Raw genomic sequence first — 16,321 nt, 5'->3', positions numbered from 1 at the left:
TCTCGTCGTCTGTATCATCTGCATGATTATCGTTCAACGACGAAACGCAATTATGCGTTTCTATAGCCCGGCCGGCTGCTCCAGCAGTTCATTCTGCCACAACAGCTGCTCGGCGCGGATAGGGTAGGGCATGTCGTGCCGGATGGCTTGGAAAACCGCCTCAAACAAGCCCATGTAGTCGCCAGGGGCGGCCGGGTCGGGCGTGGTGCTGAGGGTGCCGTCGGGCGCGGCCAGAGTGAGGCGGCCTTCCTGGCCGGGCTTTTCGTGGCCGTACTCAGGGGCCAGGGGCGAAATGCCTTGCAGTAGTTGAGCTTCCTGCACGTCGGTACGGCCTTTTTGGTAGCTGCCCTGAGTGCCGTGCAGCACGTAGGCCGGTACAGGGTCGGCGATGAGCAGGCCCGAACTCACCCACACGTTGAGGCCGGCGGGGTAGCGCAGGTGCAGCGAGAAAAAGTCGTCTACCTGCGTGCCGGGTCGATAGCTGCCTAAGATTTTAATCACGCTGACTGGCTTCCCAAACAGACTGATTGCCTGGTCGAGGATGTGCGGGCCGAGGTCGTAGAGCAGGCCCGCGCCGGGGCCGGGCTCCTCCTTGAATTTCTTGAAATGCAGCGCCGGCTTGTACCGGTCGTAGCGAATGTGGACTTCGAAAAGCTGGCCCAGTTGGCCGCTATCTACCACCCGGCGTACGGCTTGGAAGTCGCTGTCCCAGCGGCGGTTCTGATAAGCCAGTAGATATCGGTTCTGCTGCTTGGCTAGCGCCAGTAGCTCCTGTAGTTGGGCGACGGACGTGGCCACGGGCTTCTCCAGCAAGACGTGCTTGCCAGCGCGCAGGGCCTGGCTGGCCAGGTCGAAGTGGGTGTTGCTGGGCGTATTCACCACCACCAGCTCGATGCTGGGGTCGGCCAGCAACTCGGCCACGCTGGGGTAGCTGCGGATGGTGGGGTAGTCGTGGTGCATGCGCTGCTCGGTGCGCTCGGCCACGCCGTAGAGCTCAAAACCGGGGTGCGCGGCCAGAAACGGGGCCTGGAAAAGCTTGCCCGACATGCCGTAGGCCAACAAAGCGGTGCGAATAGGGGAGGAGGAAGTCATGCGTCAAATGTAAAGCCAACCACTCTGGTGACCGAGGAAAAGGAAAGGATACTGCTGAGAAAAAACGGGATAATCGAAAGGCAAAGCCCTTTAAGCCCGGTCGTTGGCGAATTGCTTTTTTGATTGTGCCTAACTTGTACCGGGTTTTTATGCGCCGCGCCGGGCACTATCCTTCGGGCCAGGCGTTTGCGTTGAAAAAACTACTCGTTGGATTGCGCGTGCGGCTGGGCGGGTCGCCGCAGGCCGGGCCTGAGCGACGTTGAGCGGCACCGCCCGACGCGCCGCAGCCTAAAGCCGGCCCAGTGGGTCATTGTTCTCGAATTAACAGACTTTATGAAGCAAGTAATTGGTGTTTTTGTCGCGTGGCTGGGGGTGATTGCTGCTGCGCCCGCGCTGGCACAAACCAAACCGGCTCCGCCCACCGGCGCGGCCCCGGCCGCTGCTGCGCCGCGCTACCAGGTCGGCAAGCTCTCGACCGACCCCGCGCAGTACATCAACGACGTGCAGGGCATGATGGCCAGCACCAACAATGCCGTGGCCCGCGTGACGGCCGCCCGTCTCAAGGAGCTGTGGGCCTCCAACAGCCTCACCAGCTCGCAGCAGGCGCGCATCGTGGCGCTGTCGCAAACCATGCTGGCCAAGAAATTTAAACCCCGGCCGCACTTCGAAATGCTGTTTGCCAGCATTGTGAACGGGAAAAACCTGGCCAAGCTCAACGACCAGCAGATGGACCAGTACCTCGATGTACTGAACCAGACCCTGGACAAGGAAGCCCCGCAGGAAACCGAGAAATTCCTCGTTAGCACCAACCGCTTCTTCAACGGCGGCTACCTCTACCGCTCGGGCTACAACACGCTGCGCGCTGTGGCCGGCACCGTTTCGTTCGCCTACTCGCCCATCGCGGCACCCGAGTCGAACCTGGAATTTGGTACGCCCACGCCCGCTCCCAAGGAGGAGCCGTTGCCCGCCGCGCCCAAGCCCGCCGCCAAAAAGCCCACCGCCGCCAAGCCCGCGCCCAAGAAAAAGGCCAGCAGCAGCGGCTGGGACACGGCCGATATGTGGTCGTCGCCCTCGGGTGGCGGTTGGGGCGATGACGACGGCTGGGGCGCACCCGTGAAGAAAGCGCCCGCCAAAAAAGCCACGGCCGCCGCCAAGCCCGCTACCAAAGCCACCCCGGCCACGGCCGCCGCCAAACCTGCCGCCACTGCCACCACGCCGGCTTCTTCCGATTTTGATGCGCCGGCTCCGTCGTTCACGCCCTCGGCGGTGTACGATGCGTATGCGCCGCCGCCCGCCCGGGGCGCGGTAATTGTGGTGAAGGATGCCGACCTGTTTATGGCCACCGGCGGCGACTCGGTGTTTATCAAGAAGGTGAGCGGTACGGCCGTGCCCAATTCCAACCGCTTCATTGCCACGGGTGGCCAGTTTGTGTGGTCCATCAAAACCAACCTGGTGACGGCCGAGCTGGCGGGCTTCGACTTCGACATGACCAAGCCAGAGTTCACGGCCCAGCCCGTGACCCTGACGTATCCGGCCGTGCTGGAAGCGCCCGTGAAAGGCGCCCTCAGCTACAAGAGCGTGCGGCGCAAGCCCGGCGCGCCCGACACCGGCTACCCGCGTTTCATCTCGCTTACCAACGATGCCCGCATCAAGAACCTGGGTGATAATATTCAGTACCGGGGCGGTATTTCGATGGCCGGCGGCAAGGTGCTCAGCGCCGCGCTGGATGGCTCGCTGGCCAACCTCACGGTGAGCCTCGACGGCAAGCCCAAGTTCAAGGCGGCCTCGCGGGCCTACGTGCTCGGCGACTCGGTGATTACGGCCAGTCGGGCCGCCGTTACCATCTACGAAGGCGCCAAGGACTCGCTCACGCACCCCGGCGCACAGCTCAAATACCTGAAAGGCAAGCAGCAGCTGAAGCTTTCGCGCGAGGAAGGCCTGTATAAAAATACGCCCTACAGCGACTCCTACCACCAGATGGACATCCGCACGGAAGCCCTGACCTGGAACCTGCGCCAGCCCACCATCGACTTTGCGGTGCTGTCGTCGAAAAACCAGAGCTCGGCCGATTTTGAGAGCAAGGAGTTCTTCACCAACAACCGCTACCAGCAGCTCAAAAGCATCAACCGGCTGCACCCGCTGCAGATGCTGGTGGGCTACAGCCAGGCCCACGGCGACGTGAAAACCATCAACGTGAGCGAGCTGGCCGATAACCTGAAAACCTCGGTGCCCAACATGCGCTCCGACATGGCCGGCCTGGCCCGCGACGGCTACGTGGCCTGGAATTCCCAGACCGGCGACGTGACCATCCTGCCCAAAGGCTCGCACTACGTGGCATCGGCCCGCGACAAAAAGGACTACGACCACATTGCCATCAAGTCGCTCTCGGGCTCGGGCAAGAATGCCACGCTCAACCTGAACACCAACGAACTGCTGGTGCGCGGCGTGGACCGCTTCAACTTCTCCGACGACTCGGCCACGGTGTACGTGAAGCCGGACAGCGCCATTATCCGCATCGGCAAGAACCGGAACATCAACTTCGGCGGCGCGGTGGTGGCTTCGGCCATGCGCTTCAAGGGCCGCGATTTCAAGTTTGACTACGACGGTTTCTACGTCGACATGGCCAAGATTGACTCCATCGTCATTCGCAGCGAGGCCAAGAATGCCAAGGGCAAGCCCACCGGCAAGCACGCCGATTTCGCCCTCACCAACAAGGGCAAGTTTTCGACCGGCCGCCTCTACCTGAACGACCCCAAGAACAAATCGGGCCGCAAAAAGAAGGGCCAGTACCCATCCTTCGACTCCAAGAGCGGGGCCAACGTGTACTTCGGCAAGCAGGACGTGCTGGGCGGAGCCTACGACTCGACGATGGTGTTCGACATTCCGCCGTTCAAGCTCGATTCGCTGAACGGCATCGGCAAGTCGTCGGCCGGGTTCGATGGCACCTTCCGCAGCGGCGGCATCATTCCCGACATCAAAACCAAGCTCACGATGCAGGAAGACGGCTCGCTGGGCTTTGTGTACGATGTGCCGAAAGACGGCTTCCCGCTCTACAAGGGCCGGGGCCGCGTGTTCAATAAGGTGAAGATGGACGGCAAGGGCCTGCAGGCTAATGGCACCATTACGTACCAGACCGGCACGTTTACCTCCGACCAGTTCGTGTTTTACCGTGACTCGGTGGTGACCGTGGGCAAGACCGGGGCCATCGCGGCCAAGAAGGCCGAGGGCGTCGATATTCCCAAGATGAACCTGCCCACCGGCTACCTCATGAACTGGAACGTGCGCCAGGATTCCATGTACCTCACCACGCCGCGCTCGGGCGAGGCCATTCGCCTGTACTCGGCCACGGCCGACCCTAAGAGCAAAACGCCTACTACGACCGGCGGCTACAGTTTCAAGGGCACGGCCCTGCTCACGCCGCACAACGCCGGCGGCAACGGCCGTCTCGATGGGCCGCAGTCCTTCATCAAGTCGCCGGAATTCACGTTTAAATCTGACAGCTACTCGGGCAAAAAAGCCGCCCTTAGCATCAAATCGGCCGAGGCCAACAAGCCCGCTCTCACGGCTAACGACGTGGCGTTTGACTACGATTTGAAGCGCGGCTTTGCCGATTTCAAGCGGGAAGAAGGCAGCAAGGCCAGCATCGATTTGCCCTACTCGAAGTTCAAAACCACGCTTAGCGGCGGGCGCTGGGACTTCAAGAAAAAGCAGGTGCAGCTGCGCGTGGCCGCCGGCGCCGACTCTACCAAGTCGTATTTCTACTCCACCAACCCCGACCAGCAGGGCCTGAAATTCAAGGCGTCCTCTGGCGTGTATGACCTGGCCAAGTACCAGATGAAAGTGGGCGGCGTGCCCCACATCGCCGCCGCCGATGCCTGGGTAATTCCCGATTCGGGCAAGGTGAACATTCTCGCCAACGGCCGCCTGCAGCGCTTCAAAAATGCCGGCATCGAGCTCGATTCGCTGGCCAAGTTCCACAAGCTCTATAAGGGCAGCATCGAAGTATTATCGAAAGTGGCCTTTACCGGCAACGCGCTCTACAGCTTCAAAACCGCCCGCGACTCGGTGGCCCTACGCTTCACCAACTTCGAGCCCGACCCCAACGCCGTGCTGGCCGGCACCGGCAAGGGCGGCAAGGGCCTGCTGGGCCGCAAAAAGGCCGACGACAACGCCGACGCGGCCGCCGGCCCGGCCACCATTGCCAGCGCCAACGTGGACGCCAACGCCAAGTTCAAGCTCACCCCGCGCATTGGCTACCAAGGCGCGGTGCAGCTGAACTCGCAGCGCCGCGGCTTTGTGTTTGATGGCCAGGTGCAACTGCAGTTCGGCAAAAACCGCGCGCTGGCCGAGTGGATTGCGGTGAAGGATTCCATCGACCCCAAGAACTTTAGCCTGAATCTGAAAGACATCAAGGCCGAGGACGGCACCCCGCTCGTGACCGGCCTGTTCATGTCGGACCAGACCAACAAGGTGTACCCGCTCTACGCCGCCACCCTGCCCAACACCACCGACGTGCCCATCTTTAAAGTGGATGGCAAGCTGCGCTACGACGACCGCAAGGGCCAGTACAGCATCTCGCGCAACGACCCCACCGACGTAAACGCCTACGAGGGCGCGGCCCTCACCTACGCCGACTCCACCAACACCATCAGCTTCCGCGGGCCGATGTCCTTCATCAACTCCAGCAAGGACTACAAGATGATGGGCAGCGGCGTGGGCACCGCTAACCCCGACAGCGCGCGCTACACCATCGACGCGCTGCTGGGCATCGACATCAACATGCCGCCCAAAGCCATTGATGCTATGGGCGTGGAGATTGCCAAAATCACCAAAAACTCGCCCGAGGCCCAGGACGGCTCCACCAACGAGCTCTACAAAATCGGCCAGTTCATCGGCGACAAAGGCGTGGAGGCCTACACCATGCGCAAAGGCACCGCCGACCCGCTCATGAAACTCTCGCCCAAGTTCATGCACACCCTGCTGCTGAGCAAGGTGAACCTGCGCTGGAACGAGAAGAAGCGCGCCTGGTACTCGGTGGGCCAGATTGGCATTGCGGGCGTGGGCAAGCAGCCGCTGAATGCGATGATTGACGGCCTGATTGAAATCCGCCGCGAAAACGGCACCGACCTCGTCGAGATTTACCTGGAGCCCGAGCCCCAGAGCTGGTACTACCTGCGCTACGCCAACAACGTGCTGCTGGCCAAGTCGCAAAACGAAACCTTCGACGCCGAAGTAGGCGGCAAGGCCAAAGGCGACTACCAAACGGCTACAAGCTACGGTGCCTTCCTTGGCGATTATTCCGACGTGGATGCCTTCCGCTCACACTTCCAGAAGGATTTCCTGGGCAAGAGCGGCAAGCTGGCCGCTCGTCCATCGGCGCCGCCGCCAGCCGAGAAGTTTGACACCGTAGACGACAAAAAGAAGAAGAAAAAGGGCAAGGGCGATGATGCTTTCGGCGATGCCGATGCCAATGCTAACCCCGGCAGCGCCCCCGCCGAGCCCGCGCCGGAAACTTCTTCCAAAAAGAAGAAGAAAGCCAAGGACAACGACCCCTTCGGCGATGGTGTGCTGGACGAGCCCGCCCCGGCCCCCGCGAAAAAGGAGAAAGCCGAAGAGAAAGCTGCCGATGCACCGGCTGCGGCTGCACCTGCTGCCACCACGCCTGCCGCCACCACGCCCGCTGCAGCCTCTACTCCAGCCGCCACCGCCCCGGCTGCCACCACTCCGCCCGCCGCCGATGCCACTCCCACCCCCGCCGACGCTAAGAAGGAGGCCGACCGCCAGGCCAAGGAAGCCGAAAAGCTGAAAAAGGAGGAAGAGAAGGCGAAAAAAGAAGAGGAGAAAAAGAAGAAGGAGGAAGAGAAGCAGAAAAAGAAGAAAGAGGACGACCCCTTCGGCGACAGCTAGGCGTGTAGCGGCGGCCGGTTGTGGCAAGCAGTCGGCCAGCCATATCATATAAAGCCGCGTAGCGGTGACGGAGCCCTTCGGTAAATCTGTCGCCGCTACGCGGCTTTTGCGTAGCCAATCCTAGTGCTTCTACAAACCGGCCGCCGCTGCGCGGCTGGCTCCATCCCGCGTTCTGTTATTTTGCGCCTTTCCTGCTCACCCATCCCGCCCTCATGAATCTCCTCTACATCGCCCTGGCCCTGCTGGCCGCCTACCTGCTCGGCTCCATTCCCACGGCGTTGTGGGTGGGCCGGCGCTTTTTCAACCTGGCCGACATCCGCGAGCACGGCTCCGGTAATGCCGGGGCCACCAACACCTTCCGCGTCCTCGGCCCTAAGGCCGGTTCCTTCGTGCTGCTCATCGATGCGCTGAAAGGCTTTGTGGCCGCGTATTTTCTGCCGCAGTGGCTGGTGGCGCAGGGCGCCATCGCGCCGGAGCACGAGCTGTACTACCGGCTGGCCTGCGGCGCGCTGGCCGTGGTGGGGCACATCTACCCGGTGTTTGCGCAGTTCCGGGGCGGCAAGGGCGTGGCCACCATCCTGGGCATGATGCTGGGCGTGGCCCCGGCCACGGTGGGCGTGTGCATGCTCGTGTTTATCGTGATGCTGCTGCTGTTCCGCTACGTGAGCCTGGCCAGCATGACGGCGGGCGTCACCTTCGCGCTGTTGCAATTGCTGCCCCAGTTCCGGCCGGCGCAGCCGTTTCTGGTGTACGTGGGCTTCCTGCTGGCGGCGCTGCTCATCTACACCCACCGGGCAAATATCGGCCGGCTCAGGAGTGGCACCGAGAGCCGGGTGCCGCTGCCGTGGGCGAAGTAGACACTACGCGTACTAACTGGCTGGCGGTTCCCGTATAAGTAGCGTTCCAATATCGCTCACCTCCTTATGGTCCGTCCCGTTTTTCTTGCCATTTGCGGCCTGCTGCTGGGTAGCCCAGCCATTGCCCAAACGCCCGCGCCCGCCCGCGCCACCGCCCCGGCCGATGCGCCCGTAGGCTTTCACTGGCAGCCGCTGCCCGAAGTGAAAGCCCTGGCGGTGCTGCCCTTCACCTGGAACTACCGGGCCGAAACCAGCCGCGACGCCCAAGCCTACTTCCTCACCCGGGAGAAAATTGTGCCCGGCAAGCTGTTTCAAACCGGTCTGTCGCTGAACGTGGTGCGGCAGATAAAAGCCAAAACCAAACAAGCCGCCCTCGACTACGCGCAGGCCTTCAGCGCCCGCAGCGGGCACGGGGCCGGGCAGCAGGTGCTGGGCCAGGAAACCAAAACGCAGGGCCCGCTGCGGCTGTTTGGGGTGCGCTACCGCGTGGCCAACGGCGCGGCCGGCGCCAAAATCATTCAGCAATGGGCCATTGCCAACACTGCCACCGACACCTTCTACCTGCTCGTCTTCGAGAGCCCGGAGCCGCAGTGGCCGCAAGCCTGGAAGCTGGGCGAGGGGATGATAAAGCAGCTCCGGTTCGATGCGGGCGTGTAGCCGACGCTAGCTTCGTGGGCATGGTACGTCACTTCCTAGTCCTTGTGGCGCTGGTACTCGCCCGGCCCGCCGCCGCCCAGCGCTACAATGTGCCGCTGGCGGCCCCGCCCGCCGGCTTCATCTGGCAGGCGCTGCCCGATGGCAAGGCCGCTGCCCTGCTGCCCGCCGGCTGGTACTACCGCGCCGAAGGCCAGAAGGGCGCGCCCACCTACTACCTCACCCAGGAGCAAATCGGCGAGAGCGGCGAGTTTCAGACGGGGCTCTCGCTGCAAGTGGTGCGCCGGGCCACAGCCCACACCAAGCGCCCCGCCGCCGAATACGCCGAGCTGCTGATGCTGCGCTCGGGCTTTGGCCGGGGCCAGCAGGTGCTGGAAAAAGCGGCTTCTGCCGAAGGCAACTGGCACAAGTGGACGGTGCGCTACCGCGACGCCCCGCCCGATGCCGACCCGCGCATCGTGTACCAGCTGGCCCTGGCCAATACCAAAACCGACACCCTCTACCTGCTCACCTTCGAAAGCCCCGAAAAAGACTGGGCCGACGCCTGGCCGCTGGGCGAGGTGATGGTGCGCGAGTTGGTGCTGGATGCGCGGCAGTGAGCCGCTGCGCATCCAGCACCAAAGAAGTCGCTACAAGGACTTCTTCAGATACTCGGCGGCGCCGGTGTTTTTGGGGTTGAGCGCCAGGGAGCGGTGGTAGTTTTTGCGGGCCAGCTCGCGGTTGCCCATTTCGGCATACAGCTCGCCCAGGCTGTCGTAGGCGTTGGCGCTCTGCGGGTACAGGCTCACGTTGAGCTTGAAGATTTCCAGCGCGTCTTTGGGTTGGGCTAGTTTTAGTAGGGAGTAGCCCCAGGCATTCACTTCGGGTTCGGGCAGCTGGTAAGCCGGATTCTTTTTGCGGGCCTGTTTCACCAACGCTTCGGCCTGATTGAAGCCACGCTTGCGCAGTTCCGTGTGCAGGGCGCGGATGACCGGCGGCATACCAAAGCCGTTGGCCGGCCGCATGTCGGGCAGGTAGTAGCCGGCAATTTCGTCAATGAACATATCGGGGTTGGCTCCCATCAGGTTTGTCAGGACTACGATGGCTAGGTCGTCCTCGGGGTAGATGAACAGGGCCGAGCGGCCGCCGCCGGTGGGGGCCACGGCCCGATGCTCGGGGCGCAGCACGGTGGGCCAGCCCAGCGCGTAGCCGTTTTGCAGGCGGTTGAAGCCCTGCGGCTGGCCGTTGGTGAGCAGGCCCGGTGCCCAGAGCACGGGCAGGCTGGCGGGTTTCAGCAGCTTGCCTTGTTGCAGGGCAATCAGCCAATGGGCCATTTCCTCGGCCGTCGAGGTCATGCCCGACGCCGTGCGCATGGATGGCGCATACACCTCAAACAAGTTGCGCGGCTCCCGCGTCCGTTGCCATTCTCCGTTCACCACCTTGGAATAGGAATAGCCGCGGGTGGTGTTGGGCAGCACGTCGTGCGAGTCGCCCAGGGCCGTGCGGGGCATGCCCACCACGTTCAGCTGCCGCTCTTGAATAAACGTGGCGAACGGCTGTCCGCTCAACTGGTCGATGATTCTGCCCACCAGCAAGTAGTTGGTCTGGTTGTAGCTGAACTTCTCGCCGGGGGCAAATTCCATTGGTTTCAGCTGCACGTTGGCCCAGGCAGCATTTTCGTTGGCCTCCGTCACCATATCGTCGTCCCCCATTATTTCGGGCAGGCCGGAGGTGTGCGTCAGCAGCTGCCGCACCGTCACGGGCTGCCACGCGGCGGGCAGGCTGGGCAGGTAGCGCGAGATGGGCGCAGCTACGTCCAGCTTGCCGGCTTCCACCAGCTGCATCACCGCCACGCCCACAAAGGCCTTCGTAATGGAATTGATGGTGAAGCGCGATTTGCGGCTCACGGGGATGGAATCCTGAATATTGGCCAGCCCGTATTGCCCCAGTTTCACCACCTGCCCGTGCCGGATGACGGCCAGCTGCAAACCCGGAATGCGGAGCTGCCGCATTTTCGCGGCCAGAAAAAGGTCCACGCTGTCGGTTGGTGCCTGCGCCTCGGCGCGCTGCAAACAGGTACAGGCCAGCAAAATCAACCCCCACACAAACAAGGGTAGCCGGTGGGTGTATGTGGGTCGGGTGGAAGTGGCAGGCAAGTTCATGATTGCAGAAAACAGGGTGGGGTGAAAAGAAAAACTGCTGCCAGCTAGGTCAGTGGTTTGTTATAGATAGTACAAACATATATCAGGTACTTTGTAATGCATACTAATGGCGTAAAAAAACTTGACGAATTATCAGTGTTTATTCTTTATCCCGCTGAAAGCCGGCATTAGCTAGTGGCCTCATTCCGCTGCAGCCCGCTACTTTTACTCCCGCATTCCCAACCATCCCAAACTTCGCTCCGCATGGCCAATTACCTCGCCGATAACCAAACCCGCTTCCTCGATGAGCTGATGGACTGGCTCCGCATCCCGTCCGTATCGGCCGACCCCAAGTTCCACGCCGACGTGCTGAAGGCCGCCGACTACCTCAAAACCCGCCTCGAAGAAGCCGGCGTACAGAACGTGGAAATCTGCCCCACGGCCGGCAATCCCATCGTGTACGGCGAGTACCTGGTAGCTGGCCCCGATGCCAAAACCGTGCTGGTGTACGGCCACTACGACGTGCAGCCCGCCGACCCTTACGAGCTGTGGACTTCACCGCCCTTCGAGCCAGTGATTAAGGATGAAAAAATCTACGCCCGCGGCGCCTGCGACGATAAAGGCCAGGTCTACATGCACGTCAAAGCCTTCGAGATGATGATGCGCGACGGCCAGGGCGGCGTGCCGTGCAACATCAAGTTCATGTTTGAAGGCGAAGAAGAAATCGGCTCCAACAACCTCGAAATCTTCGTGAAGGCCAACAAGGAGAAGCTGAAGGCCGACGTCATTCTTATTTCCGACACCGGCATTCTGGCCAACGACGTGCCCAGCATCGAAGTGGGCCTGCGCGGCCTGAGCTACCACGAAGTAACCGTGACCGGCCCCAACCGCGACCTGCACTCCGGCCTCTACGGCGGCGCCGTGCAAAACCCCATCAACGCCCTGTGCGAGATGATTGCCAGCCTGCACGATGCCAACGGCCACATCACCATCCCCGGCTTCTACGACAACGTGGACGAACTGAGCGCCGACGAGCGCGCCGAAATGGCCAAAGCCCCGTTCTCCGAAGAAGAATTTCAGAAGAGCATTGGGCTGCCCGATAGCTACGGCGAAAAAGGCTACTCCAGCATGGAGCGCACCAGCATTCGCCCCACGCTCGACGTGAACGGCATCTGGGGCGGCTACACCGGCGAGGGCGCCAAAACCGTCATCGCCTCGCAGGCCCACGCCAAAATCTCGATGCGCCTGGTGCCTCACCAGACCTCGGACGAAATCACGGCCCTGTTCCAGAAGCATTTCACCAGCATCGCGCCCCAGGGCGTGACCGTGGAAGTGCGCCCCCACCACGGCGGCGAGCCCGTGGTGACGCCCACCAACTCGGTGGCCTACCGCGCCGCCGCCGATGCCATGGAAACCACTTTCGGCAAGCGCCCGGTGCCCACGCGCGGCGGCGGCTCCATTCCCATCGTGGCCATGTTCAAATCGGAGCTGGGCCTCGATACCGTGTTGCTCGGCTTCGGCCTCGATTCGGACGCCATCCACTCGCCCAACGAGCATTTCGGGGTGTTCAACTTCCTGAAAGGCATCGAAACCATTCCGCACTTCTACCGCAACTACGCGGCGGCCAACTAAGCGTGAGGGTTCGTTGTTAGCCAGCAAAAAGCCCGGCTTCCATTGCGGAAGCCGGGCTTTTTGCTGAGTGCGCGCAGAGGCTAGTTTGTGGCATTGAAGGAATAGGTCAGGTACAGTTGAAGTACGCTGTTGCGGGCGTCTTTCTGTATTGTCACGGCACCTTGCGAAAGGCTCTTGCTAATGCTGCTGAGCCCACCCACGTAGCGCAAGCCGGCGCCGAGGCCAGATTTACGCTGGAAGCCCAGGCCGCCCGCAAAGCCAATGTCGGCCGTAGTGAAGTACTGCTCCCGGTTGAGTTTGATGGTGGCATCGCCCAGCTTGTCCTGAGCTGCCACCAGCACCCCCACCTGCGGCCCGGCCTCCAGGAAGAAGCCGCGGGCGTTGACGTGGAAAAGCAGAGGCAGGTCTACATAGTGGAAGCGTCGCGTAACCAGTGTATTCGCATCATTGGGGATTTTTGCGCCCTTCTGCGAATACAACAATTCGGGCTGAAAGGCAAAGTGCTTGCTAAGCGTCACATTTGCGAAAACGCCGGCGTGATAGCCGTAAATACTTTCGTAGGCCGTGCCGTCGTAGGTTCTCAGAATGGAGCGGGAGCCGCCGGCTTTTACGCCCAATGACAAGCCGCTCGAGGGTTGGCTACGCGCCCGAATGCTGCGCTGCGCCTGCGCCGCACCCGTAAGCCCGGCCAGCAGCGCGAGGGTGAAAAGAGTCTTTTTCATAAGCGAAGTAGATAGGTGATTCCGCAAAGCTACGGTTGGGCCGCGCGTGATTTTGCCTGCCATCCAGTGTTTACTACGCCTATTGCAACGCAAAAAGCCCGGCTTCCATTGCGGAAGCCGGGCTTTTTGCGTTGTCAATAGCACTTACTAGCGCCCCGTGCCCCCAAAGGCGTAACCCAGATTGAACCAGAACGTGCTGGTGCGCAGGTTGCCGGTGCCCAAGCCATCGCCGGCCGCGTCCTTGAAGGTGTGGCTGATGCCGCCGTCGTAGCGCACGCCCAGCGAGAGGCCCACGGGCAGCTCGTAGCCCAGGCCCACCACATAGTCGAGGGCCACCGGCGTCACGTCGCGGCTTTTGATGTCGGCACCGTCTTCATTTTTGCCCGACAGGGCAAAGTTGACTTCCGGGCCGGCTTCGAAGAACAGGCCATCGGCGTGGTAGCGGGCCAGCAGCGGCACGTTGATGTAGTCGATGTCACGATTGAAGGCAGCCACGTCTTTGGTGTCGAAATACTGTTTGGTGTACAGCGCTTCGGGGTGGAAGGAAACGACTTCCCCAAAGTATACGTCGCCCATCAGACCGGCCTGGTAGGCCGAGTGGGTGGTGGACGAATAGCCGGCGCTGCTCCCCGACAAGCTGGTAATGCCGTAACCAACCTTGAGGCCAATGCTATTGGCGGGCTGCTGCGCCCGCGCCACACCAATAGTGCTGGCCAGCAACGCGATGGGAAGAATGAGGTTTTTCATAATGAAGAAAAGGTGAAGATATTGATAGTCAGGGTCAAAAACGCTGAATAACTACTCATGGGCTTATACCGCCCGCATCGGAAATAGGTTGCTGATTTAGCCGCGCCGCGCCCATATAAAAGCCCCAACCTACCGGACCGACACAAAAAAAGAGGCCCGACTTCACGGGAAAGTCGGGCCTCTTTTTAGTTGATGATTCGAACGTTAGTTACCGCCGAACATATAATGCACCTGGAATTGGAATACCGAGTTGTGCACGTTAGGAGCTTTCGCTGTGCCGTTTATGCCAGCCACGGTAAACGGAATGCTAGCGCCATCTTTATACACCTGCGACACGTCGCCGGTGTAGCGGATACCCAGGCCCAGACCGCTCGTGAGCTGGTAACCAATACCGGCCACGTAGCCGATTACGGCCTTATTAAGCGCGTCGGTACTGGTGTTGTCGGTGCTCTGGTTGCCGCCTACCTGATAGAAATCGCGGTTGTGGATAACAAAGCTGCCCTGCGGGCCAAGCTCGAAGAAAAGGCCCTTGCCGTCATCGCCAGCCGTCACCTTCAGCAGAACGGGCACATCGATGTAGCCCAGTGTGGATTTGAACGTCGTGTTGTTTCCAGCGTCAATCGAAGCACCTTTCTGCGAGTAGAGCAATTCGCCCTGCACCGCAATCAGGTCCGAGAAGCCGTAGTTAATCAGGCCACCGGCCGCGAAGCCGGCCTTGTATTCCGAGCCTTTCGAGTCGGTGCCGGAGAACGTGGCGCCATTGAAGCCGCCTTTGAGGCCGAGTTTGAGGCCGGTTTGGGCTTGCGCCGCGCTGGATAGTCCAGCCAGCAGTGCCAGCGATAGGATGGTTTTTTTCATGAGGGATAAAAATGATAAGATGAATTCTGAAGACAATCTGTTGTCCGTGCTCAAAATCAGGGTGTATATCGGTCCCGGGGCAGAAGGGTTGTGGAAAAGCACGTTATTTTTTTGGTCTGAATCTATCAATCAGCATTACAGAGGCTTATTTTTGGCATCGGTCCAGGATATAAAAATGAAGGGTGACGCTATTTTGAAGTTGAGGAATACCATATTGCCGGTGCTACTGTGGGGCCTGGCCACGCCCTGGGCCGCTGCTCAAGCTCCGGATTCCGTGGCGCCAGTGGCCCCGCCCGCGCCGTTTATAGTGGGGGCGTATGCGCAGGGCAGCATCATCATGGCGCACACCTATGCCATCCGGCATTTGGTGGCCTCGCACCCCACGGGCTTTGAGGTGAATTTGCAGCGCCAGACCACCGGCGCAGCCCCCTGGCACGCCTGGTATAAGTTTCCGAAGATTGGGCTGGCGCTTACTTACTACGACTTTCACAACCCGGTGCTGGGTTACGCTTTCGCGGCTAGTCCTTACATCAGCAAAACGTTTTCGCGCGGGCCGAAGCACGATTTCAGCTTCCGGCTAGGGGCGGGGCTGGCCTACCTCACCAATCCTTATAACCAGGAAACCAACCACAAGAATACCATCGCCAGCTCGGCCCTGAACGCCACGCTGCAGTTTCGGTTCGAGTACGACTACGCCCTCACACCGCATCTGGGCCTGCTGGTGGGGGCCGGGCTCAACCATTACTCCAACGGGGCCACCACCAAGCCCAACTTCGGCGTAAACCTGCCCTCGGTGGTGCTGGGCCTGAATTACCACGAACTGCGCCCGGCCCCCACGTTTATCTCAAACGCGCCGCTACCGGCCGAAATCGGCACCAACTTTATCAACGTGAGCACCAGCCTAGGCTTCAAGCAGCGCACCGAAGGCGACAAGCACAAGTACCTCGTGAACTCGCTGACGCTGGCCGTAGGCCGCCGCGTCAACCGCAAATCGAACCTGCTGCTGGGCGTGGAAGGCTTCAACGACCGCAGCCTGAAGGCCACGCTGGAAGACACTACCCGCGCCGGTGGCAAGCAGCCCGACGTGAAAAAGGTGGGCGTGTTCGTCGGCCACGAGCTGTTGTTTGGCCGGCTGGCCTTCGTGTCGCACCTGGGCTTCTACGTGTACGCGCCCTACAAATCGAGCACGGCCTACTACGAGCGGCTCGGCCTGAAATACCACTTCACCGATGCCGTATTTGGGGCCATCGATTTGAAAATCCACCGGGGTGCGGCCGATGTTATCGAGTTTAAAGTGGGAGCCCGGCTGCCCGGCCACCGCCCGGAGCCTACCGTCGATTTGCGCTAACGACGACCAGATTTATCCGCAAAAAACGCGGTTTCAGACGCAGCCAATGGCGTTTCGGTGAATGAAATTCCTTGATTGGGTTTCCGCCGGCCATCTTTCGGCAGTATTCATCACCTGCCGCCTGTGCCATGGAAACCTTCTTCGGAATCAACCGCTGGATACACATTGTTGCTGGCTTTACGGGCTTTTTCGTAGCTCCGGTGGCGCTGGCCGTGCGCAAGGGCGGGGCGGCCCACCGGCACTGGGGGCGGGTGTTTTTCTGGGCCATGGCGGTGGCCGGCACCACGGCGCTGGTGGGTGCGCAGCACATCCATAGCCTGTTTCTGCTGCTCACAGCCGTGTTTAGCCTATACATGGCCGGCTTCGGCTACCGCTCGCTGTTCC

11 protein-coding genes are annotated in these 16,321 nt (G+C 61.2%); 6 read left to right on the top strand and 5 right to left on the bottom strand.

Annotated features, from left to right (window positions below):
* Positions 1-60: 60 nt before the first annotated feature.
* Positions 61-1,092 (bottom strand): oxidoreductase, encoded by a 1,032-nt coding sequence (locus ACYVM5_RS07305; RefSeq protein ID WP_460617479.1) that lies wholly within the window; start codon positions 1,090-1,092, stop codon positions 61-63.
* 333 nt (positions 1,093-1,425) lie between these two features.
* Between ACYVM5_RS07305 and ACYVM5_RS07300 the strand changes: the two genes are divergently transcribed.
* From ACYVM5_RS07300 to ACYVM5_RS07285, 4 genes are all read left to right on the top strand, one after another.
* Positions 1,426-6,999, top strand: coding sequence for a hypothetical protein (locus tag ACYVM5_RS07300; protein WP_460617478.1), 5,574 nt, complete (start codon positions 1,426-1,428; stop codon positions 6,997-6,999).
* A gap of 212 nt (positions 7,000-7,211) precedes the next feature.
* Positions 7,212-7,856 (top strand): glycerol-3-phosphate acyltransferase, encoded by a 645-nt coding sequence (plsY, locus tag ACYVM5_RS07295; RefSeq protein ID WP_460617477.1) that lies wholly within the window; start codon positions 7,212-7,214, stop codon positions 7,854-7,856.
* Positions 7,857-7,922: 66 nt separating this feature from the next.
* Complete coding sequence (locus ACYVM5_RS07290) at positions 7,923-8,513, top strand: hypothetical protein (RefSeq protein WP_460617476.1); 591 nt, start codon at positions 7,923-7,925, stop codon at positions 8,511-8,513.
* Positions 8,514-8,557: 44 nt separating this feature from the next.
* Positions 8,558-9,109 (top strand): hypothetical protein, encoded by a 552-nt coding sequence (locus ACYVM5_RS07285; protein ID WP_460617475.1) that lies wholly within the window; start codon positions 8,558-8,560, stop codon positions 9,107-9,109.
* Positions 9,110-9,139: 30 nt separating this feature from the next.
* Here the strand turns inward: ACYVM5_RS07285 and ACYVM5_RS07280 are convergent, their stop codons facing one another.
* Positions 9,140-10,651 carry a serine hydrolase gene (locus ACYVM5_RS07280; protein ID WP_460617474.1) on the bottom strand — a complete coding sequence of 504 codons (1,512 nt, stop codon included), beginning with the start codon at positions 10,649-10,651 and terminating at the stop codon, positions 9,140-9,142.
* Positions 10,652-10,894: 243 nt separating this feature from the next.
* Between ACYVM5_RS07280 and ACYVM5_RS07275 the strand changes: the two genes are divergently transcribed.
* Entirely contained in the window at positions 10,895-12,262 is a 1,368-nt protein-coding gene (locus ACYVM5_RS07275; protein WP_460617473.1) for a M20 family dipeptidase, read from the top strand.
* Between the two features lie 80 nt (positions 12,263-12,342).
* On the opposite strand, the gene ACYVM5_RS07270 is transcribed toward ACYVM5_RS07275, so the two are convergent.
* The 3 genes from ACYVM5_RS07270 to ACYVM5_RS07260 all read right to left on the bottom strand — a co-directional run bounded on the left by ACYVM5_RS07270 (position 12,343) and on the right by ACYVM5_RS07260 (position 14,589).
* On the bottom strand, positions 12,343-12,984 hold the full coding sequence (locus ACYVM5_RS07270; RefSeq protein ID WP_460617472.1) for a porin family protein: 642 nt from the start codon (positions 12,982-12,984) through the stop codon (positions 12,343-12,345).
* A 147-nt stretch (positions 12,985-13,131) separates the two neighbouring features.
* Positions 13,132-13,731: a porin family protein gene (locus tag ACYVM5_RS07265; protein ID WP_460617471.1), complete on the bottom strand. Its 600-nt coding sequence runs from the start codon at positions 13,729-13,731 to the stop codon at positions 13,132-13,134.
* 204 nt (positions 13,732-13,935) lie between these two features.
* Positions 13,936-14,589, bottom strand: a complete 654-nt coding sequence (locus ACYVM5_RS07260) for a porin family protein (protein WP_460617470.1) — start codon at positions 14,587-14,589, stop codon at positions 13,936-13,938.
* Between the two features lie 199 nt (positions 14,590-14,788).
* Between ACYVM5_RS07260 and ACYVM5_RS07255 the strand changes: the two genes are divergently transcribed.
* Positions 14,789-15,937, top strand: coding sequence for an acyloxyacyl hydrolase (locus tag ACYVM5_RS07255; protein WP_460617468.1), 1,149 nt, complete (start codon positions 14,789-14,791; stop codon positions 15,935-15,937).
* Positions 15,938-16,321: the final 384 nt, after the last annotated feature.

This window comes from Hymenobacter ruber (assembly GCF_054783255.1).
This window is presented reverse-complemented; position numbering and strand designations above follow the sequence as displayed.